Here is a 21,497-nt window from a genome sequence, read left to right as displayed (position 1 = left end):
GCGGACTCTGTGGGTGTCGTGATCCGCGTTTCCCGCAGGGCCGGTCCCAATCACTCCGGACGGCGGGCCGGGCGGGGCCCGCGACAGGGAGGTCCCGCGGCCGTCAGGCGGACAGCAGCCCGCGGCCGAGCCAGTCGGAGCGGTCGCGTACGCCGGGCAGGACGAAGAAGTAGCCGCCGCCGGTCGGGGAGATGTAGTCGACGAGGGGTTCGTCGATCAGCCGCGTCTGCGTGGCCTCGAACTGGCGGACGACGTCCTGCTGGTAGCAGCAGAAGACCAGGCCCATGTCGAGGTTGCCGACGTTGTCGACGCCGCGGTCGTAGTTGTAGCCGCGGCGCAGGATGCGGGAGGCGTCGGTGGCGGCGGTGCGCGGGTTGGCCAACCTGATGTGGGAGTCCAGCGGAATCGCGGTGCCCTTCGGGTCCTTGGCGTACTGGGGGACGTCGGTCTCCTGGGCGCCGTCCAGCGGGGCGCCGGTGTCCTTGCGGCGGCCGAACATCTTCTCCTGCTCGGTCAGCGACACCCGGTCCCAGAACTCCACCAGCATGCGGATGATCCGGATCACCTGGTAGCTGCCGCCGGCCGCCCAGGCGGGCTCGCCCTGCCCGTCACCCACCCACACCAGGCGGTTCATGTCGCGGGCGGAGCCGACGTCCGGGTTGGCGATGCCGTCCTTGAAGCCGAGCAGGTTGCGCGCGGTGCCGGTGGGGCGCGGTCCGCTCTGGAAGCCGTCGACGCGCCACTTGACCTGGAGGGCGCCCCGGGTGTGCCGGGCGATGTCGCGCAGTGCGTGCAGCACCGTGTCCTGACGGTCGGCGCAGATCTGCAGGGACAGGTCGCCGTGGCACTCGGCGGGGTCCAGGTGGTCGTTGGGGAACGTCCGCATGGCGGTGAGCCGGCGCGGTGTCGCCTTGGCCAGTCCGTAGCGGTCGTCGAAGAGGGAGGCGCCGACGCCGACGGTGACGGTGAGGGCGTCGGCGGGTACCTCGGGGCCGAGGATGCCGCTGTCGGAGGGCGGGGCGCCGACGCCCAGGTCGGCGGGGGTGCCGCCGGCGGTGAGGAAGCGGGCCCGCTCGGTGATGGTCCGGAGCAGTCCGGCGAGTTCCTCGCGGTTCTCGGCGATGACGTCGAAGGAGACGAAGGCGGCGGCCGCGGGGGCGGGCGTGAGGACGCCCGCCTGGTGGACGCCGTGGAAGGGGACCGCCGTTCCGCCGGGGCCGTCGGCGGCGTGCGCCTGGCCGGTGCCGTTCCGGGCGAGGGTGAGGCCGCCTCCGGCCAGGACCGCTCCGGCGGCACCGGCACCCAGGGCCGTCTTGACGAAGGCGCGGCGCCCGTGGCCGGCGGGGCAGCCGTCCCGGGGTGCGGACGTTTCGGCGGACGGCATGGAGCGGGTCCCTTCGGTGCGTACGGTCTCGGGTGTATCGGTGGCGGACATGTCGGTCGCCGGCGTGTCGGTCCCGGGCGCCTTGGTCTTGGGGGCCGCGATCCCGGGCGTGTCGGTCCCTGGCATGGCGCCCTGGGGCGCGGTCTCGGGCATCGCGGGTGTCTCCGGCGGCCCGGGTGGCTCCGGCGTTCCGGCGTGCGGTGCGGTCATCAGGCGGACTTCCGGATCTCCAGCAGGTCCGGTACGGGGGCGAGGTCCTCCAGGAGCTGTCCGGTGGCCCCGTCGAGACGGGCCCGGGTGAGCGCGTCGAGCCGGTTCACGGGGGTCCAGGCGTTCCCGTGGTGGGCGGCGTCGAGCAGCCCCCGCAGCCGGGCGGTGTCCGCGTCGACGGTGGGCAGCAGGTGCGGGGCGCGGGAGGTGAGCAGCGGGGCGAGCACGGTGAGCAGTTCCTGGGTGCCGGCGAGGTTGGCGTCGGCGGTGGCCAGCTCGGTGCCGCTGCCCTGGTCGGCCTGGCCGGTGAGCTCGAACTGGAGGGTGTTCTCCAGGATCTCGTGGGCGCGCAGCGGCAGGTCGCCCGGGTCGAACGCCTGCGTGGGGAAGGCCTTGCGCAGGCCGGCGGCGTCGTCGGCGAGCTGCCGGACGGGGGCCTTCAGCCGGTCCGCGCTCTGGCCGTGCCACAGGCCGTACTCGATGCGGTGGAAACCGGTGAAGTCCTTGTCGTCCACTCCGCCGGGCAGCCCGTCGGGCCGTCCGTTGATCCTCTTGTCGAAGTCCTCGAAGGTGCCGTAGGCGGCGCCGAGCGAGGAATAGGTGCGGTGGGCGGTCAGCCAGTCGGTGCGGGCCGCGGCGAGGTCACCGCCCTGGATGTCGGCGTCGAGCCGGCCGGTCTGGGCGACGAGCGTGGTCAGGCCGCGTTCGACGTATTGCTGGTACTCCTTGAGCGGGGTGGCGAGGTCCTGCTCGGACACCGGGACGACCGCCGTGGCACCCGCCCCGCCGCCGACCCGGACGGTCCTGGAGGTGACGGCCGTGCCGCCAGTGGGCACGCAGCGCCAGGCGTAGCCGCCGCCCGCGACGGTGGCGACCAGGTCGCGGGTGGTACCGGGGGCCAGGCCCTCGATCTCGCCGTAGACCGCGTTGGTGGCCGGGTCGATCAGGTACACCTCGGACGTCTTGGACCCGGTGTTCCGCATCCGGAACGTCTGCCGTCCCGGCCTGGGCGCGGTGAAGCCCTTGCCGCACTCGGTCTCCGAGACGGCGACGGTCTGGGCCCCGGCGGGCTTGGGCCGTCCGAGGGCGACCACGAGCCCGGCGACGACCGCGGGCACCGCGACGACGGCGACGGGCACGACCCAGGCGGGACGCGTCCGGCCGGACGCCCCGCTCCGGGAGGCGGCGGGCGTGCCGGCTTCGGACGTCGTCGCGCCGGGCGGTGCGGTGGCGGGTGCCGGCTTCGTGGTGCGTACGCCGCGGACGAACAGGGTCATCACCACGGCGAGGTAGCCGGCGTAGCCGATGACCTGGAGCCAGGTCATCGTCGGGGTGAGGTTGAGGACGCCCTGGACGAGGGTGCTGTACCAGGCGCCCGCGTCGACGGAGCCGCCGAGGTCGACGGCGTACGCCGCCCTGCCCGGGAGGACTCCGCCCTCCTGGAGGTCGCGCAGGCCGTAGCCGAGGACGCCGGCCGCGATCACGATCAGTACGACGCCGGTGGCGGTGAAGAACTTGGTGAGGTTGATCTTCAGCACCCGCCGGTACAGGCCCCAGCACAGGCCGGCCGCCAGGACCAGGCCGATCCCGGCGCCCGTCAGCGGTCCCACGGACTCGCCGGCCGCACGGGCGGTGGTCCACAGGAACAGGGCCGTCTCCAGGCCCTCGCGGCCCACCGCGAGGAACGAGGTGAGGATCAGTACGCCCGCGCCCATGCCGAGCGCGCCGGTCACCTTCTCCTTGATCTCACCGGAGAGGCCGCGGGCCGAGCGGCGCATCCAGAACACCATGGCGGTGACGAACGCGACGGCCACGACGCTGAGGGCGCCGCCGAACGCCTCCTGCGCGGTCGCGGACAGCGAGGCGGCCGTGAAGGTGAGCACCGCGCCGAAGCTCATCGCGAGCGCGATGGCCGCGAGGACGCCGGTCCACACCTGCGGCAGCCTGGACCTGGCTCCGGCCCTCACCAGGGTGGCGACCAGGATGGAGACGATCAGTCCGCCTTCGAGTCCCTCTCGCAGTCCGATCAGGAAACTCGGAAACGCGTCGTCCCACATGCCGTACGGTCCTATCTGGCACACCGCCCCGGCCGCTCCGGGGCCGGGTTAGCGAAGGCATGCCTAACTTCGTGATCCATCATGACGACAGGCGTGTGGTCGACTGGTCATGAGGTGGCAATAGAGCGGTAAAGATCGACATGCGCACGGGAGTCCTCGGTCACAGCGGCCCACACCTCACCCGTTCGAGCGATCACAGGAACCCTCCGGGAGCCTTTATCGTCTACAGTGACGTAGACGGTCTACAGATTTGTAGTCACCTGAAGAACGCGAACGCAGAACAACGAGAACACAGAACAACGAGAACGAAGAACAAGGAGGCGCGCGGATGATCCTCGCCCTGTCGGGCTCGTCCATCGACGGCTCCCTGTACCTGGACGTGGTGGACCTGGCCCGCCGCTCCCCCGCGTGGTGGGACGACATGGTGACGGCGTGGTCGGCCTACGGCCTGGCCGTGTTCGCCGTGCTGATGGCGGCGGCCTGGTGGCGCTCGCGCCGGGTGGGCGCCCGGGCGGCGGTCGCGGCCCTGGCGGTGCCGCTCGTCGTGGTCCTCGCCTACGCCGTCAACTCGCTGGTGAAGCTGCTCGTGCACGAGATACGCCCGTGCCGCACGCTGCACGTGGTCACCCTGGAGGCATGTCCGGCCCGCACCGACTGGTCCTTCCCCAGCAACCACGCGGCGATCGCCGCCGCGGCCGCGGTGGCGCTGTTCCTGGTCTCGCGCCGGCTCGGCGCGGTCGCCTGCGTGGCCGCCGTCGCGATGGCCGCCTCCCGGGTCTGGGTCGGCGCCCACTACCCGCACGACGTGGCGGCCGGGCTCCTGACCGGCGCCCTGGTGGCCTACGTGGTGATGAAGGCGCTGCTGCGAAGGCCGGGGATACTCGCCCGGCGCCTGGCCGCGACCAGGCTGCGGCCGTTGCTGGTGTCATGAGTCGCCGGGGCGCCGCCGGCCTCGCGGACGGCGTGGGGCTCGGCGCCTGGGCCGCGTTCGCCGTGCTCGGCCTGGTCGTCGTCGGCCACGGCAGTCCCCTGTCCGTGGACGGCACGCTGCTCTCCTGGTCCCTGGGGCACCGCCCGGCGGTGGCGGTGGCCCGTGGGCTCACCGCCACGGGGACGGGTGTCGTCCCGTACGTGCTCGTCGTGCTGGCCGGGCTCGCCGTCGGCCGCACGGTCCGGCAGCGTGCGACGGCGGCCGCTCTCGGACTCGGCTGCCTGGTGGCGGGGCAGGCCGTGCGGTACGGCGTGATGGAGCTGGTGGCCCGGCCGCGTCCACCGCGGCAGGACTGGGCGGCCCACGCCTCGGGCTGGTCGTTCCCGTCCGGGCACACCACCACCTCGGCGCTGACCGCCGGGCTGGTGATCCTGGCGGTGACATTGCGCGCTCCGCGCGGCCGTACGGCGGGCTGCCTCGTCGTCGGCTGCTGGGGCGCGCTGGTGGGGCTGACCCGGGTGTACCTCGGGGTCCACTGGTTCACCGACGTGATCGGCGGCTGGCTGCTCGCCGCGGGCTGGCTCGGACTGTGCCTGGGAGCGGCGGCCCGATGGCTGCCCGCCGGTTTCACGTCCGGCCTGACGAGGAGAGCCGAAGGTCCGGCGGACGAGCACGCAGGCGGGGGCCCTGGGGATGAAGGACGATCACACCCCGCCTGACACCCGGCCTCAGGGACCGGTGTCCTCGCGCACCCGAGGAGCGACGTACAGGCGCAGGTCGCCGTGGCGATGGGAGGGCCAGGCGCGGGCGTACGCCGGTGGGGTGCCGTCGGCGGTGGTGAGGACGGCGACCGGCAGGCGCCGGGCGGCCTGCTCGATGGCCGCCGGGGTGCTGTTGGTGTTGGGGCCCGAGGTCGAGGCGGAGCCGCAGCCGGTGTAGAAGGCGATCGGAATGGCCTCCTCACCGGTGAGGAGACAGGGCGGTCGCACGCCGAGGCCGTGCAGCGTGGCGGCGGTGCCGGACCAGACGCGGCGGTCGGCGGTGGTGCGGTGGACGGTGTGGGCGAGGACGGCGAACTGCACGGCCAGGTGGCCGGCGAGGCCGAGGGCGACCAGTGACACGGCCAGGCGCCGCCATCCGCCGTCCGGCGCCCTGACGAGGTGGACGAGTGCGGCGGCGGCCGGGAGCGCGAGCAGGGCGTAGGCGGGCAGCAGGAAGCGGGGGGCCGCGTATCCGATCAGGAACAGGTAGGGGAAGGCGGCCGTGGCGGCGCAGGCCAGCGCGATCAGCGTGGGCGGGGTCCGCCGGGCGCGTATCGCGAGGACGAGGCCCAGCAGGGCGAGCAGCGGCAGGACGTACCACCAGGCGGTGACGGCCGGGTTCGGCTGGGCCCCGGTGCACGGCCGGCACAGCGCGCGCCCGCCCAGGCTGCGCAGTTGGTCGGCCACCGCGAAGTGCCAGTCCAGGCCGCCCTGTATGGCGGAGCCGTCGGAGAGCCGCCGGAACAGGCCGCCGTAGCTGACGAACGCCTCGATCACCCATTCGGCGGACCCGGCGGCCAGCCCGCCGAGCAGTACGGCGAGCGGCTTCCCGTGCCGCTCCAGCAGGGCGAGCACGAGCAGGGGCAGGACCGCCCAGACGGCGTCCATGGGACGCATCAGCGCCATGAGAGCGGCGCCGCCCGCCAGGCCCCACAGTGCGGCGCGGTCCCGCGGGTCGGTCCTGGCGCGCACGAAGCAGCCCGCGCAGGCGAGGGCGCCGATGGCGACCCAGTAGTTCGGCATGGCCTGCGGACCGTAGAACAGCGTCACCCAGAGGGAGGCGAACAGGGCGCCGGCCAGGGCCAGGACGCCGGAGCCGAACATGTGCCGCCACACGCGCAACGCCAAGTACAGGGCGAGCCCGGAGAGTACGGCGAGGTAGACGCGCAGCAGCACGGTGGAGGACGACCAGGAGGCGACCGGCGCGACGAGCAGCGAGACGCCGCGGGCGCGCGGGGCGCTGAAGTAGGCGGCCGGTGCGTGGGCGCTGACCTGGCTGACGTAGATGGACTCGTCCCAGCCGAGGCCCATGGCGGGGCGGACCAGGAGGAGTTGGGCGAGGGTGAAGGCGGCGGCCACGGCCGCCACGAGCGTGTCGCCGCGGGCCCGGCGGACGCGGACCGGGCCGGGTCTCGGCCCGGCTCGGCGTATCCCGGCGGGTATGGCGTGCGTACTGTCGGCCATCTCCATCCCTCATCCCCGTACCGCGGGGTTTCGGACTCCCCGCGGTACCGCGCCGCGGCGCGGAACCAGGTAAGCAGGAACCAGGTAGGACGTCGGAGAAACAAGTAGGACAACGGGAGAACGGGAGAACGGGGGACGACATCGGCGAAACAGGCATGACATCAGGGAAATCAGGGACAAACTAACCCGCGCCGCGCCCACGCGCCGTGCGGGGCGCCGCCGGGCGCCTGAACCCCCTACGCGCTGTAAGGTTGAGGGCATGGCTGGAAGAGGGCCTCATGGCAGGGTGGAACGGCGCAGTTCGGGCGAGTTGGAGAGCGAGGTCCTCGCGGCCCTGTGGTCCACGGACCACCCGCTCACCCCGGCCGAGATCCAGCTGGAGATCGGCGGAGGCCTGGCCTACAACACCGTGCACACCATCCTCAAGCGCCTGTACGACAAGGGCCTCGTGCGGCGCGAGGTGGACGGGCGGCGGGGCGCCTACCGGCCGGCCAAGAACGCGGCCGAACTGACCGCCCAGGCGATGCACGACGCCCTGGACCGCGGCCCCGATCCGATCGCCGCCCTCCAGCAGTTCGTGACCGGGCTGAGCCCCGAGGAGGAGCGGGCCCTGCGCGAGTTGCTCACCGGAGGAGCCGCGTGACGGTCGACGTCTACACCCCGCTGGCGCTGTCCGTGCTGCTCGCCGCGATCAGTCCGGTTGTCGGCCGACGGGTGGCTCCCGCTCTCGCGGCGCCCGTGCTGACGGCCGCCGCCGCGGTGTCGGCCGCCGCCACCGTCTGGTCCCTCGTCCTGCTGGCCGCCACCCTCCTCGACGATGCCCCGCCGGTCGTCGCCGAGGCCCGGGCGGCCGGCCACCCGATCGCGGAGCCGGTGCCCGAGGTGATCGGGATCGCCGCCTGCCCGGCCCTCGCGCTGATCGCCCACCGGCTGTGGCGGGCCGTCCGCGCCGAGTACACCACGCGCCGCGCACTGCGGCGGCTGTGCGCGGGGCAGCCCGGGGACTCCGAACTCGTCGTCGCCGCCTCACCCGTGCCGCGGGCGTTCGCCGTTCCCGGCTCACCGGGCCGGATCCTGGTCACCGCGGGGATGCTCCGCGCGCTGGAACCCGCCGAACGCCGGGTGCTGCTCGCCCACGAACGCGCCCATCTGGCGCACCGGCACGCGTTCCTGGTGACCGCGGCCTCACTGGCCTTCGCGGCCAACCCGCTGCTCGGGCCGGTGCGCGACCAGGTGGCCTTCCTCGTCGAGCGCTGGGCGGACGAGCGGGCCGCCGCGGCGGTCGGCGACCGCGCCACCACCGCCCGCGCGCTCGCCCGCGCGGCGCTCACGGCCGGGCGGGCGCAGCCCTCGTGCGGGCTGGGCTTCACCGACCGCGCCGTCACCCGGCGTATCGCCGCCCTCCAGTCCGCCCCGCCGCCGCACCTGCGTTCCGTCGCGGCGGCCGTCCTCGCCCTCGGCGCACTGCCCGCCCTGGGCGCCGCCGACGCCACGGGCGACCTGCTGCGCCTGCTGGCGCACATCGTGCCGTAGCCCGACGCCGTTCGATGGGCCGGCGGCGCTCCCCGGGCCGACTGTTTCCGTGGACCGGCCCTATCCGCGGCCCGACGGTTTCCACGGACCAACGGTTTCCGACGGACCGGCGGGGTCGTGGGCCCGCAGCATCCGTACGGCGGGCGGCGCAGGCGTCAGCTGGGCGTGTTCGGCCTGCGGTGCAGGGGCTGTTCCGGGGCCGGCAGGTGCTTGGGCGGCGGCACGGGGCGGGCCGTGGCGGCGCCCGGCCGGAGCGTGACCGGGGACCCGTGGTGACGGATCGTCATGGTCGGCCCGTCGAGCAGCGAGTACGTGGCGCTCTGCTGGGTGACCTCCACGCGCAGCCGGCGGCCGCGGAACTGGACGGAGAAGGCGAGGCGGCTGAACTTCTCCGGCAGCCGCGGCGAGAACCACAGTTCCTCACCTTCCCTGCGGGTGCCGCCGAACCCGGCCACCAGCGCCAGCCAGGTGCCGGCCAGGGAGGCGATGTGCAGCCCGTCGCGGGTGTTGTGCTCCAGGTCCTCCAGGTCCATGAGGGCGGCCTCGGCCGCGTAGTCGTAGGCCAGGCGCAGATGGCCCGCACGCGCGGCGATGACGGCCTGTACACAGGCCGACAGTGAGGAGTCCCGGACGGTCAGCGGCTCGTAGTAGGCGAAGTTGCGGGCGAGGTGCTCCTCGTCGAACTCGCTGCCGCAGGTGTACATCGCGAGGACCAGGTCGGCCTGCTTGATCACCTGCTTGCGGTACAGGTCGAAGTAGGGGAAGTGCAGCAGCAGCGGGTACTGGTCGGCGCGGGTGCCCGCGAAGTCCCAGCGCTGGTAGCGGGTGAAGCCCGCGTGCTGCTCGTGCACGCCCAGCTCGGCGTTGTAGGGAAGGTTCATCGCCTCGGCCGCGTCCCGCCAGGTGGCGCTCTCCTCGTCGTCGGCGCCGAGCAGTTCCGCCTCCTTCGGATGGCGTTCGACGACGTCGGCCGCGGCCAGCAGGTTCGCCCGGGCCATCAGGTTGGTGTACGTGTTGTCGTCGGCGATCGCGCTGTACTCGTCGGGGCCGGTGACGCCGTCGATGTGGAAGGTGCCGTGGTGGTCGTGGTGGCCCAGCGAGCGCCACAGCCGGGCCGTCTCCACCAGCAGTTCGACTCCGGTGTCGCGTTCGAAGTCCTCGTCGCCCGTCGACGCGACGTAGCGCACCACGGCGTGCGCGATGGCGGCGTTCACGTGGAAGGCCGCGGTGCCGGCGGGCCAGTACGCCGACCCCTCCTGACCCTCGATGGTCCGCCAGGGGAACGCGGCGCCTCGCAGGCCCAGTTGGGCGGCGCGCTCCCGGGCGGCGGGCAGGGTGCTCTGCCGCCAGCGCAGCGCCTCGGTCACGGCGCCGGGCGAGGAGTAGGTCAGCACGGGGAGCACGAACATCTCGGTGTCCCAGAAGGCGTGACCGTCGTACCCGGAGCCGGTCAGTCCCTTGGCCGCGATCGCCCGTTCCTCGGCGCGGGCGCCGGCCTGGAGGACGTGGAAGAGGGCGAAGCGGACGGCCTGCTGGATCTCCTCGTCGCCGTCCACCTCGACGTCGGCACGGGACCAGAAGTCGTCGAGGTACGCCCGCTGTTCCTCGACCAGGCCTTTCCAGCCGCCGTGCGCGGCGGCCGCCAGGGCCGCGTCGACCTGGTCGCTCATCGCCGGCAGGGAGCGGGCACCGGACCAGCCGTGCGCGACGAACTTCTCCACCCGCAGCCGCTCTCCCGGCTGGAGGACGGAGGTGACGGTCAGCCGGGCCAGATGGGGATGGCTCTCGCTGTCGGCCGTGGTGTGCTCGGGTCCGGAGACGGTGTGGTCGGCGGCCACGGCCACCCGCAGGCCGCTGTGCCGGGTGCAGTGGACCAGCCGCAGCCGCTTGCCGGAGGCGAAGTCGTCCTCCGGCTCCAGCGGGGACTCCAGGGCCATCGCCGCCCGCGGGTCGCCGTTGGACTGCGGCATCTGCTCGTTGGCCACCAGCTCCGACTGGATGACCACGCGGGCCTGTGAGTCGACGGGCTCCACCTCGTAGGCGACCGCGGCGATCGACCGCTGGGTGAGGGAGACCAGCCGGGTGGAGCGCACCCGGATCGTCGTACCGGCCGGGGAGATCCACTCGCAGGTCCGCTCCATCACCCCGCGGCGCAGGTCGACGGTGCGCTCGTGCGAGACCAGCCGCCCGTAGCGCAGGTCGAACGGCTCGTCGTCGACGAGCAGCCGCAGCACCTTGCCGTTGGTGATGTTGATGAGCGTCTGGCCCGACTCGGGGTAGCCGTAGCCGGCCTCCGCGTACGGCAGCGGGTGCACCTCGTACACGCCGTTGAGGTAGGAGCCGGGCAGTCCGTGCGGTTCGCCCTCGTCGAGGTTGCCGCGCCAGCCGATGTGCCCGTTGGACAGCGCGAAGACGGACTCGCTCTGGGCGAGGACGTCGAGGCTGAGTTCCGTCTCGCGCACGGTCCACGGCTCGACGGCGTACGAACGGTGGGTGATCACGCGGTTCCTCCTCCCACGCCGAGAAGTTCGGCGAGGTCCTTGACGACCACGTCGGCGCCGTGCGCGTACAGCGCGTCGCGCTGGCCCACGCGGTCGACGCCGACGACGTATCCGAAGCGGCCCGAGCGGCCCGCCTCCATGCCGGCCAGCGCGTCCTCGAAGACGGCGGCCCGCCCGGCGTCGACGCCCAGGTCGCGGGCGGCGGCCAGGAAGGTGTCGGGGTGGGGCTTGCCGGGCAGACCGCGTTCGCGGGCGACCACTCCGTCGACACGGACGTCGAAGAGGCGTTCGGCGTCGATGGAGCGCAGGACGTCCCGGGTGTTGGCGCTGGAGGAGACGATCGCGGTCCGCAGGCCCTTGGCCCGGACGGCCCCGATGTAGCGCAGGGTGCCCTCGTACGCCTCCACACCCTCGGTACGGATCTTCTCCAGTACGAGTTCGTTCTTGCGGTTGCCGATCCCGTTGACCGTCTGAGCGTCCGGCGGGTCGTCGGGGGCGCCCTCGGGCAGTTCGATGCCGCGTGAGGCGAGGAAGGTGCGGACCCCGTCGGCGCGGGGGCGGCCGTCGACGTACTCGTCGTAGTCGGCGACCGGGTCGAAGGGCCGGAAGCCGGCGCCGTCCCGCTCGCGCAGGAAGGCGTCGAACGTCTCCTTCCAGGCGGCCGCGTGCACCACGGCCGTCTTGGTGACCACCCCGTCGAGGTCGAAGAGGCAGACGGTGATGTCTTCGGGCAGACCGAGCTCTGTCATACAGGCACCTTTCCCCGCATTGCGGCTTTGAGAGGGTGTCGAGTGCCACATCCGGCCCATGTTCTGCCCATCCGTCCCCGCCGGTCGGGTGACACACTGTGCCGTGTGCCGCTGACCTTTGACGACCTCCTGGCCCGCGCCCGGGCCCTGCCCCGTGCCGGACACCGCGCGGTCCTCGGGGTCGCGGGCAGCCCCGGCGCGGGCAAGTCGACCCTGGCCGAGCACCTGGTGCGGGCGCTGAACGCGGACGGGGACCCCTGGGTGGCGCACGTGCCCATGGACGGCTTCCACCTCGCCGACACCGAACTCGACCGGCTCGGCCGCCGCGACCGCAAGGGCGCGCCGGACACCTTCGACGCGGCCGGGTACGCGGCGCTGCTGAGCCGGTTGCGCGAGGAGACGGACGAGACGGTGTACGCGCCCGGCTTCGACCGCGTCCTGGAGCAGCCCGTCGCGGGCACCGTCCCGGTGCCGCCGTCGGCCCGGCTGGTGGTGACGGAGGGCAACTACCTGCTGCTGGACACCGGTCTGTGGGCGCGGGTGCGGCCCCGCCTGGACGAGGTGTGGTTCTGCGAGCTCGACGAGCCGGAGCGCGTACGCCGCCTGGTCGCCCGGCACGAGGAGTTCGGCAAGCCGCACCGGGAGGCGGTGGCCTGGGTGCTGGGCACCGACCAGCGCAACGCCGACCTGGTCGCGGCGACCCGGTCCCGCGCGGACCTGATCGTGCCGCCGTCGGCCCTGCCGCCGGGCAGGCGGGCGGCCTGAGCGCGGACGGTCCCGGCCGTCCGGCGAGTCCCGGTTCCGGTCGCCCGACGGGGCGGCGGGCGCGCCGTGTTGGACTATGTTGGGGCTCTGTGGGAGACAAAGGAAGCACGCCGGTGTCATCGCCGCAGCAGGCGCGCGCGCAGGCGTCCGCGATCACCTCGCGCAGGACGGCGCCCCGGGCGGAGGCCGCCCCCGCGTCCCAGCTCAGGACGATCTTCGACGGGCCTCATCTGTCTCCGGGGCAGCGCCGCATCGCGCAGTACCTGATCGAGAACATCACCGAGGCCGCGTTCCTGTCGATCACGGAGCTGGCGGACCGGGTCGGCGTCAGCCAGCCGTCGGTGACGCGGTTCGCGGCGGCGGTCGGCTTCAGCGGCTATCCCGCGCTGCGCGAGAGGCTCCAGTCCATCGCGCTGCGGACCCTGGCGGGCGGGCCGGGCGCGGCCGAGCAGGACCGGAGCAACGAGCTCCAGGCGGCCGTCGACGCGGAGATCGGGAACCTGGAGAACCTGCGCCGCGACTTCGCCGACCCCCGTCTCGTGATCGACACCGGCCGCGCGCTGTCGCTCTCGACCCCGCTGACCGTCCTCGGCCTGCGCATCTCGGCGTCGCTCGCCGAGTACTTCGCCTACGCGGCGCGGCGCATCCATCCGGACGTGCGGCTGGTGACCCGGGGCGGCAGCGTCGCCTACGACACGCTGCTGCAGGCCCGGGAGGCCGGCGGAACCTGGGTGCTGGCCTTCTCCATGCCCCGGCACGCCCACGAGACCCTGGCCGCCGTCCGGGTGGCCCGCGACGCCGGGCTCAAGGTGGCCGTGATCACCGACCTGGCGCTCGGGCCGGTGGCCGACGAGGCCGACGTCACCTTCGCCACCGGCACCGGGCCCCGTCTGGTCTTCGACTCCTACGCCGCGCCCGGAGTGATGTGCGCGGCGCTGCTGCAGGCCATGACCGACGCCGATCCGGAACGGACCCAGGCCCGGCTGGAGGCGTACGAGCAGATCTCCGACCAGCACGATTTCTTCCTCCGGGACTGACCGGTGGGGCATGAATGTTTACATACTCCTTGCCAAGCGGACGGCATATATAAATACTGCTCACGGATCACGGCCCGGCCCACCCCCGGTACGTGCGCCACCCTGCACGGGCCCCGAGCCGCCGCCTCCCACCGGCGTCGGCACATGGGGTGCCGGGTCGGGCATCGCCTGCGCGAGCGCCCGCGGCGGCCCCGGCCCTCCCCTAGGCCGGGGCCGCTCACCTCGTCGTCCCACTCCGTCGTCGTCCCACCCCTCCACGACGCCGCACACCGGAAGCGATGCCATGACCCAGACGACCACGCGCCTCGGCCCGGACTGGCCCCGCCAGGTCAAGACCCCCGGCAGCCACGACTGGGAACGCTCCGCGGCCAAGTGGCTGCGCGAACTGGTCCCGGCGCGCTACGGCAGCTACCCCGCGCTGATCCGGCACCCCGTCCTGCTCGCCCGGCACGCGCAGATACAGGTCCAGCTGGAGGTCCGGGTGGCCCGCACCGCCCTGCAGACGGCGCGCGCCGAGCTGCCCCGGCTCGGTGTGCCCGAGGCGGTCATCGAGCACACGATCAAGCTGTACGCCGCCGAGCTGCTGCAACTCCAGCACATCGCGCGCGGCGTCCGCGTGGTGACGGAGGCGCTGGCGGAGCGCGCGGGACACCGGTGAGCCGTCCCGGCCGCGCTCGCGCGGGGCCGGGGTCCCCGGTGAATCCGGGCCGGCAATCCGGTGATCGGACCGGCCGGTATGTGCGATGCTCGACGCGTGACCAGCGAACCCGCCGTTCCCGCGGAGTCCGGTACCGCCCCTGACATGGCGGCGCTGGCCAAGGTGGTGGCCAGGCAGCGGGCCGAACTCGACCGGCTCCAGGACCAGGCGGCGACCTCGGCCGTGCTGGAGCGGGCCAAGGGCGCGCTGATGGCACTGACCGGCTGCGCGGCGGAGGCCGCGTACGAGGAACTGCTGACCCGCTCCAAGACCGCGGACCGCACCCTCATGGAAGAGTGCTGGATCACCCTCGGCACCCTGAACTCCCGCCCGACCCCGCCCGCCGCCGAGCCACCAGCGCCCGGTCCGGATGGCGCCGCACCTGCCCGGCCGAGGACCGCCGACGCCGATCCGGCCGGACCCTCGCCCGCCGTAGGCTCTCCCTCGCCCGGAGGCTCTGCGACCTCCCCCGCCCCGCCGGGGCCGTCCGACACGGACTCGGCCCCACCCGCACCCGCCTCCGCCCGACCGGGGACGGCCGAGACCGGCGCGGACGCACCCTCCTCCTCCGCACCCGAGGGCACTGCAACCTCCCCCGCCCGGCAGGGGCTCGCCGACACGGACCCGACCACACCCGCCTCCGCCCGACCGGGGCCGGCCGGGACCCCGGCGGACGCACCCTCCTCCCCATCCCCCGCACCCGCACCCGCACCCGCACCCGCACCCGCACCCGCACCCGCCGCAGGCTCTCCCCCGCCCACGGGCGCTGAGGCCCCTTCCGCTCGGTCCGGGCGCGGTGAGGCCGGGGCGGAGGTTCCGTACGGGGACGGTGGCGCGGGTGTTCTTGCCGTGTTCGGCAGGGCTCTGGTGCGTGTCGGTACCTCGCGGGATCTCGCCCGGTGTCTGCTGGAGCATCTCGCCGTGCCCGTGGGCGCCGTCGCGGTGGTGATCTACCGGAGGCTGCCCTCCGGAGGGCTGGAGCTGACCGGCCACGCCGGCGTCGACGACGCGTTCGCCGACCTGTGGCGGCACGTGCCGCCGGTCAGCGGCGTGGCCGCCCGGCACGCCCTCGACACCCGCGAGGAACTGTGGCTGGAGGACCTCGCCGAGGACAGCAAGCGGTACCTGCCGATCGTGGGTCCGGCCGGCCCGTGGCCCACCCGCGCCTGGCTGCCCGTGGTCACGGGAGACACGGCGGACGCCGTCATCGGTGTGCTCCGCGACCGCGAGGGCCCCTTCTCCCCGGAGGTCCGGGAGCTGCTGCGCGGGGTGACCCGGCTGTGCGCGAGCCGGTTGCGTGCCTTCGCCACCTCCCCGGAGCCCGCCGTGGCGGTCCCCGGGGACGGTGCTGAGGCCGTGGTCCGTGCACTGTTCGACGCGCTGCCCGGCGCCACGCTGCTGCTCACCCCGCTGCGGTCGCCGTCGGGTGAGGTCGAGGACTACCGCATAGACGCCGCGACGGCGCAGACCGTCGACGTGGTCGGCCGGGGCGGACGCGAACTGGTCGGCCGCCGGGTCCTGGAGTGCTGGCCGGCCGTCGCCCGCGAGCCGCTGTGGCAGGGGTGGCTGGAGGCGCTGAACGGCGGGGAGCCCTTCGAGGGGGAGCCGTTCGCGCGGCAGGAACTGGGCCCGGGCGGCCAGGAGCTGTCCATGTACTCGGTGCGGGCCGCCCGGCTGGGCGAGGGCCTCGTGGTCACCTGGCTGCGCCACGAGTCCTCCGACCGCCAGGAGCAGCGCCTCGCGGACATCCAGCGGCTGGGCCGCCTCGGCTGGGCCACCTGGAACCTGGTCACCCGGGAGGCGGTCTGGTCGTACCAGGTCTACGAGTTGTGCGGCCGCGCCCCCGGGGACGGCCCGGTCCGCCTGGCCGAACTGCCGGAGCTGGCCCTGCCCGAGGACGAACCCGCGCTCGCCCGGGTGGTGCGCGAACTGCTCGGCGAGGGCAAGCCGTTCGACGTGCCGTTCCGGGTCAGGACGGCGGCCGGGGTACGGCATCTGCGGCTCGTCGCCGAGGCCGTACCGGACGCGGAGGGCACCCCGGTCCAGGTGCACGGCTTCGTGCAGGACCTCACCGCGCAGCGCAGCGCCGAACTCGCCCTGGTGGAGAGCGAGCGGGCGATCCTGGCGCAGCACGGGATCCTCCAGGCCGAGCGGACGCTGGCGGGCCGGCTCCAGCACGCGCTGCTGCCGCTGCCGCGGCGGCCCGTGCGGCTGGCCGGACTCCGGGTCGACGTGGCCTATCTGCCGGCGCAGTCGGGGATCCATGTCGGCGGTGACTGGTTCAGTGCGATCGAACTGCCAGGCGGCGACGCGCTGTTCGTGATCGGCGACGTCGCCGGGCACGGCATCGACGCGGTGGCCACCATGGCACAGCTCCGTTTCACGGCCAAGGGCATGATCCTCACCGGTTCGGCGCTGACGGACGCGCTCCTCGGGCTGAACACCCTGCTGCTCCACTCCCGCGACACGCGTCGCACGGCGACCATGGTGCTGGCCCGCTACAAGCCGGCCGAGCGCCGTCTGCTGTGGGCCCAGGCGGGCCACCCGCCGCCGCTGCTGCTGCGCCGGGGCGAGCCGCGCTTCCTGGACCGTCCGCACGGTGTCCTGCTCGGCGCGACCGGAACCCCGGCGTTCGAGGAGGCGGAGTGCCGGCTGGAGCCGGGCGACCGGTTGCTGCTGTACACCGACGGCCTGGTCGAGCGGCCCGGCGAGGGCATCCAGGAGGGACTGGAGCGGCTCGCCGGGGCGGCCGCGGCGGGGCGGGGGGACCCGGCCGGTGCGCTGGGGTCGCTGCTGGCCTCGATGCTGGAGAGCGAACGCCGCGACGACGTCTGCGTCCTCGACCTGCGGGTGCCCGCGCAGCCGGCGTAGGCCGCGTCCGCTGTGCCGCCGTCGGGTTCATCCGTCGTCGGGCGTCGTACGGGATTCCAGGGCGCGGCGGGTGTCGTCGCCGTAGACGCCGGTCTCGTCGCCGCTGATGCCGTACCAGAGCTGGAAGCGGGCGACGGCCTCCCTCAGTTCGCCGTCGTAGCGGCCGCCGGTGGAGCCGTCACGGTAGACGTCCGGGATACGCCGGAGGCGTTCCTGCAGTTCGGTGACGTCCGGGCCGCTGTCGCCCTCGCGCAGGGTGCCGGGGCCGTCCGGATCGGCCGACGAGCCCGCGGTGGGGGTCGTGGCCTGTGCGGGCGGGTCCGCGGCGCTCACGGACGGCTGCGGCGGGACCGCCGCCGGGCCGGCGGCCTCGCCCCGGGCGGGCAGCAGGAGGGCGGAGCCGAAACCGAGCAGCGCGGCCGCGACGACGGCGACCGCGACGGCGGCCCAGCGCAGTGAGCGCCCCGCTCCGGCCGGCTCCCGGTCCGGCAGGCGGCGGGGCGCGGGGATCCCGGCGGGTGCGGCCGGGAGTTCCTCGGTCGCCGGGTCCTCAGCGGGTCCGTCGGCGGTGTCCCGCTGGTACTCCCTGAACTCCCGCATGAGGTCGGCGAGGGCGTCGGTCCGTCTGGGCCGGATGACGCGTACCGGCTCCAGGGGCTCCCCGCCGTGCGGCTGTCCGTGTCCGGGCGGTGTCGACACACTGCACTCCTCACGCTCTGCGTCCGGGCCCATCCCGAGGAGTGATACGCGGCCGCCGCCCGGCCGGTTCAGCGCCGCTCGCGGCGGGGCGCGCGGCGGCTCATCCGGTGGCGGCGAGGAAGCGGTGCAGGGACGACTTCATCGCGGCGACGAAGGCCTCGCGGCGTGTGTCGTCGACGGCGTCCAGGGACAAGTAGGGGTTGAGGTCCTCCAGTTCGACCAGGAGCAGTTCGCCGCTCGGGGCGCGGCAGGCGTCGACCCGCTGGATGCCGTGGGCGAGGGGGTTCCATTCGACGAAGTCCTGGGCGAACTCCAGGTCCTCGCGGGAGGGTTCGTAGGGACGCAGTTCCCAGCGGCGCTCCGGGTCCGGGGCGTACAGGGCGTACTGGAAGTCGTGGTCGACGAAGTAGAACGAGACCTCGTAGGCGAACTCGACGCGCGGCTGGACGAGGAGGCTGCCGTCGGCGAGGCCGGGCAGTTCCCCGGCGGTGACGGTGCGCAGGCCTATGGAGTCGGCGCCCAGCTTGGGCTTGACCACGTAGTGGTCGGCGGCGGGGAGCCGGTGCAGGTCCTCGGGGCGGTCGACGGTGGGGATGACCGGGCGTCCGGCGGCGCTGAGGTCGAGGAGGTACTGCTTGCCGGCCATGTCCGCGCGGCCGGTGAGCGGGTTGTAGACGGGTGTCTTCCGGTCCAGTGCCCGGGTCCGGAAGTCGTCGTAGGCCGCCCGGTACTCCAGGACGGGTCCGCTGTTGCGGACGACGACGGCATCGAAGGCGTCCATCAGAGCGGCGGCGTCCCGGGGGTTGCACAGGGCGAGGTCGAAGTCTTCGCGCAGGCGGGAGGTGAGCCGGATGTCCTCGTCGCAGTAGCGGCGTCCGCGGGCCGGGTACGCCAGGTCGGTGACGTAGAGCAGACGGGAGCGGGCGGGCGGCATGGGCGTCTCCTGGTACGAGGTGTCCGGTGGGACGGACGAGGAGCGGGCGAGGGTGGGGAAAGGTTACTGCGCGGACCGCCCGTTGCCTCCTGTTGCACTCGGTTCCCTCGTCAGGCTGCACCGAGTGCCATCTGTGCCCGTCCGGGTGCTACGTTCCCGTTCATGAGCTCCAGCACTGCCGCGTCCCGCCGCGGTGAGAAAGCGCGACGGGCGGCCGGGCGGACGCCCATGCGGGACGCCCTCGTGGCGGCGGCGTTCCGGCTGTTCCTGGAGCGCGGCTACGAACAGACCACCGTCGACGACATCGTGGCGCTCGCCGGGGTCGGACGGCGGTCCTTCTTCCGCTACTTCCCCTCCAAGGAGGACGTGGTCTTCCCCGACCACGAGCGGTATCTGGCCGACATGACGGCCTTCCTGGCCGCCGGCGGCGAGGAGGACGAGCCCGTGCGGCGGGCCTGCGACGCGGCCCGGCTGGTCCTGCGGATGTACGCGGAGGACCCGGTGTTCTCCGTCCAGCGCTACCGGATCACCAAGCGCGTACCGGGGCTGCGCGCCTACGAGTTGTCGGTGGTGTGGCGCTACGAGCGCGCCCTCGCCGGTTATCTGCGGGCCCGGTTCGCGGGGCGGCGGGACGGGACCCTGCGGGCGGACGTGATCGCTGCGGCCGTGGTGGCGGCGCACAACAACGCCCTGCGCTCATGGCTGCGTTCGGACGGCCTCGGCGACGCGGGCGCCGCGGTGGACCACGCCCTCAACCATGTGCAGGCCGCCTTCCGCGACCCGGCCGCCCCCCGCGCCGGACGGCGGCCCGCGGCGGCGCGGGACGACGTGGTCGTCGTGGTCGCACGGCGCGGAGCGCCCCTGTGGCAGGTGGTGCGGGAGGTCGAGACGGCGCTCGCGGAGGGCCGTCCGCCCGGGAGTTGAGGGCAATCGAGGGTACGCAGTGCATTTACGAGTGACACCCAGTGCCATACGCTGTGGCCGTGCACGGTGGCGCGACCCACCGCGCACGTGCGTGCCCGGGTGCGCCGCGCACGCGGGATTCCGGCCCAGCGCAGGGAGTTGACCAGCGTGTACTACCTCTCAGGAAACACCGTTCCCCGGGCGGCCGGCACCACGACCGGCCTTCTCGCGCCCGCGGCCCGCGACACGCAGGCCCTGTACTTCCAGCGCTGCGCGTGGTGCGGCACGGCCGTGTACCACCGGCTGCTGTGCCCGGTCTGCCGGGGCAGCGATCTGCGCACCGAGCGCAGCGCGGGGGAGGGCACGGTCCGCCACTCCACGGTGGTGAACCGCAACTCCCCCGCCGCGCGCAATGTCTCACTGGTCGAGATGAGCGAGGGCTTCGTCGTGCGGGGCCGGGTCATGGGGCCGCCCATCGGCATCCACGGCGGGGACCGGGTACGCCTGTCCATGGCGAAGGACCCGGTGCGCGGCGAGCCGGTGTTCCAACTGGTCGACGAGCCCTACGGCACCTGGAAGTGACGGACGGCGTCCGGAAGTGACCGGCGGCATCCGGCGCTGACGGACGGTATCTGAAAGTGACCCGCGGTCAGCCGCTCGCGGCCTCCGAGCGATCCCGCTCCCGCGCACCGTCGGCGGCGAGGACCGGCCGGTCGTGTCCCGCGGGTCCGAGCGCCACGGCGGCGAGCGTCAGCACGGCGCAGCCGGCGTAGACGCAGCCGGGCCAGGCGAGCAGCGCCGGATAGGCGCCGGGGTGGACCTCGTGGTCCTCGGCGCCGATCAGGAAGGGCACCACGCGGGCGACGGTGACCACGGCCCACAGCCCGAGCGCGACCCGGCTGAGCGGGCGGCCGCGAAGGGGGCCGTGGGCCAGCCAGATCATGGCGGGCAGGCACCAGATCCAGTGGTGGCTCCAGGAGACGGGGCTCACCAGCAGCCCGTAGAACTCCACGGCGACCAGCACGCCGAGCGGATCGCGCCGCCGCAGGGCCGCGCGCAGGGCACCGACCAGCGCCACGGTCACCAGGGCGAGGACGGCCCAGAGCACCAGGGTTGCGGTGGCGTCCTGACCGAGCAGCCTGGCGACGGCCCCGCGCAGTGACTGGTTGCGCACCGACCAGACCGGGCCGATCCTTCCGGTGTCCGTGACGAGCGTGGACCAGTAGCGGGCGGACTCGCGCGGGGCGATGGCCCAGGCGAGCGCGGTCGCCAGGGCCGCGGTCGCCACCGCCCACGCGGCGGCCCGCCACTGCCGGGTCGCCAGCAGGTACAGACCACCGACGGCCGGGGTCAACTTCACCGCCGCCGCCAGGCCCACGCCCGCCCCCCTGCCCGGCGCGGCGCGCGGCACGGCGAGACCCCACAGGACCACGGCACCGAGCAGCAGGTTGACCTGCCCCTGATCGAGGGTGTGGCGCACGGGTTCCAGCCACAGCCCGGCGGCGGCCCAGAGCAGGGCCTGCCGCCGGCTCCGGACGCCCGGACGCGGGCCCAGCAGCCGCACCGCGCACACGGCGAGCACGACCAGGGCCGCCACCGACAGCGCCTGCCAGAGCGCGACCAGCGCCGCCCAGGGAAGCCGCGACAGCGGCAGGAACACCAGTGCGGCGAAGGGCGGGTAGGTGAACGGCAACCGCGGGATGGGCGGCGTGGTGTGCAGCGCGTAGTCGTACAGGCCGCCGGAGAGCACGTGCGGGGCGGCCTCGCGGTAGACGCGCAGGTCCAGCGGATGCGTCGGGTGGGTGACGACGGCGGCGACGTGCACCGCGACGGAGACGGCCAGGCACCAGCCGGCATGGCGGGTGAGCCACTGGCCGATCCCCCGGCCCCTGACCCGGACCCCTTGGCTCCTGGCCCAGATCCCCTTCACCGCACCAGCCCCGTCGTCTCGCTGCGCCCCGCACACCCGGGCCGTTCGTCCGGTTCGACCCGGCATGACCC

18 protein-coding genes are annotated in these 21,497 nt (G+C 74.0%); 10 read left to right on the top strand and 8 right to left on the bottom strand.

Annotated features, from left to right (window positions below; genetic code table 11):
* Positions 1-103: 103 nt before the first annotated feature.
* Together efeB and efeU are read right to left on the bottom strand one after the other, a co-directional pair.
* Positions 104-1,384: an iron uptake transporter deferrochelatase/peroxidase subunit gene (efeB, locus tag ACIP4X_RS17585; RefSeq protein WP_358729921.1), complete on the bottom strand. Its 1,281-nt coding sequence runs from the start codon at positions 1,382-1,384 to the stop codon at positions 104-106.
* Positions 1,385-1,593: 209 nt separating this feature from the next.
* The gene (efeU, locus tag ACIP4X_RS17580) at positions 1,594-3,651 is read right to left on the bottom strand and encodes an iron uptake transporter permease EfeU (RefSeq protein WP_391454478.1); all 2,058 of its coding nucleotides are present in this window, start codon (positions 3,649-3,651) and stop codon (positions 1,594-1,596) included.
* 328 nt (positions 3,652-3,979) lie between these two features.
* Between efeU and ACIP4X_RS17575 the strand changes: the two genes are divergently transcribed.
* On the top strand, positions 3,980-4,582 hold the full coding sequence (locus tag ACIP4X_RS17575) for a phosphatase PAP2 family protein (RefSeq protein ID WP_358729703.1): 603 nt from the start codon (positions 3,980-3,982) through the stop codon (positions 4,580-4,582).
* On the top strand, positions 4,579-5,301 hold the full coding sequence (locus ACIP4X_RS17570; protein WP_401349036.1) for a phosphatase PAP2 family protein: 723 nt from the start codon (positions 4,579-4,581) through the stop codon (positions 5,299-5,301). Before ACIP4X_RS17575 ends, ACIP4X_RS17570 begins: the two co-directional genes overlap by 4 nt.
* Before the next feature lie 9 nt (positions 5,302-5,310).
* On the opposite strand, the gene ACIP4X_RS17565 is transcribed toward ACIP4X_RS17570, so the two are convergent.
* Positions 5,311-6,807 (bottom strand): hypothetical protein, encoded by a 1,497-nt coding sequence (locus ACIP4X_RS17565; RefSeq protein ID WP_358729705.1) that lies wholly within the window; start codon positions 6,805-6,807, stop codon positions 5,311-5,313.
* 259 nt (positions 6,808-7,066) lie between these two features.
* Between ACIP4X_RS17565 and ACIP4X_RS17560 the strand changes: the two genes are divergently transcribed.
* Complete coding sequence (locus tag ACIP4X_RS17560) at positions 7,067-7,450, top strand: BlaI/MecI/CopY family transcriptional regulator (protein WP_401349033.1); 384 nt, start codon at positions 7,067-7,069, stop codon at positions 7,448-7,450.
* Positions 7,447-8,340 carry a M56 family metallopeptidase gene (locus ACIP4X_RS17555; protein ID WP_401349030.1) on the top strand — a complete coding sequence of 298 codons (894 nt, stop codon included), beginning with the start codon at positions 7,447-7,449 and terminating at the stop codon, positions 8,338-8,340. The genes ACIP4X_RS17560 and ACIP4X_RS17555 overlap by 4 nt, the downstream gene beginning before the upstream one ends.
* 155 nt (positions 8,341-8,495) lie before the next feature.
* On the opposite strand, the gene ACIP4X_RS17550 is transcribed toward ACIP4X_RS17555, so the two are convergent.
* Both ACIP4X_RS17550 and ACIP4X_RS17545 read right to left on the bottom strand, forming a co-directional pair.
* Positions 8,496-10,841: a glycosyl hydrolase family 65 protein gene (locus ACIP4X_RS17550; RefSeq protein ID WP_358729708.1), complete on the bottom strand. Its 2,346-nt coding sequence runs from the start codon at positions 10,839-10,841 to the stop codon at positions 8,496-8,498.
* Positions 10,838-11,590, bottom strand: coding sequence for a beta-phosphoglucomutase family hydrolase (locus ACIP4X_RS17545; protein WP_358729709.1), 753 nt, complete (start codon positions 11,588-11,590; stop codon positions 10,838-10,840). The genes ACIP4X_RS17550 and ACIP4X_RS17545 overlap by 4 nt, the downstream gene beginning before the upstream one ends.
* A 105-nt stretch (positions 11,591-11,695) precedes the next feature.
* Between ACIP4X_RS17545 and ACIP4X_RS17540 the strand changes: the two genes are divergently transcribed.
* The 4 genes from ACIP4X_RS17540 (at position 11,696) to ACIP4X_RS17525 (ending at position 16,960) form a co-directional block, all read left to right on the top strand.
* On the top strand, positions 11,696-12,355 hold the full coding sequence (locus tag ACIP4X_RS17540) for a nucleoside/nucleotide kinase family protein (RefSeq protein WP_391454483.1): 660 nt from the start codon (positions 11,696-11,698) through the stop codon (positions 12,353-12,355).
* 113 nt (positions 12,356-12,468) lie between these two features.
* Positions 12,469-13,392, top strand: coding sequence for an SIS domain-containing protein (locus ACIP4X_RS17535; protein WP_391454485.1), 924 nt, complete (start codon positions 12,469-12,471; stop codon positions 13,390-13,392).
* Positions 13,393-13,675: 283 nt separating this feature from the next.
* The gene (locus tag ACIP4X_RS17530) at positions 13,676-14,050 is read left to right on the top strand and encodes a hypothetical protein (protein WP_358729712.1); all 375 of its coding nucleotides are present in this window, start codon (positions 13,676-13,678) and stop codon (positions 14,048-14,050) included.
* Positions 14,051-14,146: 96 nt separating this feature from the next.
* Positions 14,147-16,960: a SpoIIE family protein phosphatase gene (locus tag ACIP4X_RS17525; RefSeq protein WP_401349024.1), complete on the top strand. Its 2,814-nt coding sequence runs from the start codon at positions 14,147-14,149 to the stop codon at positions 16,958-16,960.
* A gap of 27 nt (positions 16,961-16,987) precedes the next feature.
* Here the strand turns inward: ACIP4X_RS17525 and ACIP4X_RS17520 are convergent, their stop codons facing one another.
* On the bottom strand, positions 16,988-17,659 hold the full coding sequence (locus ACIP4X_RS17520) for a peptidoglycan-binding domain-containing protein (RefSeq protein WP_358729714.1): 672 nt from the start codon (positions 17,657-17,659) through the stop codon (positions 16,988-16,990).
* Positions 17,660-17,759: 100 nt separating this feature from the next.
* Positions 17,760-18,593 (bottom strand): hypothetical protein, encoded by an 834-nt coding sequence (locus tag ACIP4X_RS17515; protein ID WP_401349020.1) that lies wholly within the window; start codon positions 18,591-18,593, stop codon positions 17,760-17,762.
* Positions 18,594-18,755: 162 nt separating this feature from the next.
* Between ACIP4X_RS17515 and ACIP4X_RS17510 the strand changes: the two genes are divergently transcribed.
* Positions 18,756-19,517, top strand: coding sequence for a TetR family transcriptional regulator (locus tag ACIP4X_RS17510; RefSeq protein ID WP_358729716.1), 762 nt, complete (start codon positions 18,756-18,758; stop codon positions 19,515-19,517).
* 147 nt (positions 19,518-19,664) lie between these two features.
* On the top strand, positions 19,665-20,078 hold the full coding sequence (locus ACIP4X_RS17505; RefSeq protein WP_391454727.1) for a zinc ribbon domain-containing protein: 414 nt from the start codon (positions 19,665-19,667) through the stop codon (positions 20,076-20,078).
* 67 nt (positions 20,079-20,145) lie between these two features.
* Here ACIP4X_RS17505 and ACIP4X_RS17500 read toward each other — a convergent pair whose 3' ends face one another.
* A complete protein-coding gene (locus tag ACIP4X_RS17500) occupies positions 20,146-21,426 on the bottom strand; it encodes a glycosyltransferase 87 family protein (protein ID WP_401349017.1) in 1,281 nt (426 codons plus the stop codon).
* Positions 21,427-21,497 lie beyond the last annotated feature (71 nt).

It is taken from the genome of Streptomyces sp. NPDC088817, assembly GCF_044750345.1.
Taxonomy (GTDB): Bacteria; Actinomycetota; Actinomycetes; order Streptomycetales; family Streptomycetaceae; genus Streptomyces.
Note: the sequence above shows the minus strand (reverse complement) of the source record. Positions and strands in the feature narration are given on the sequence as shown.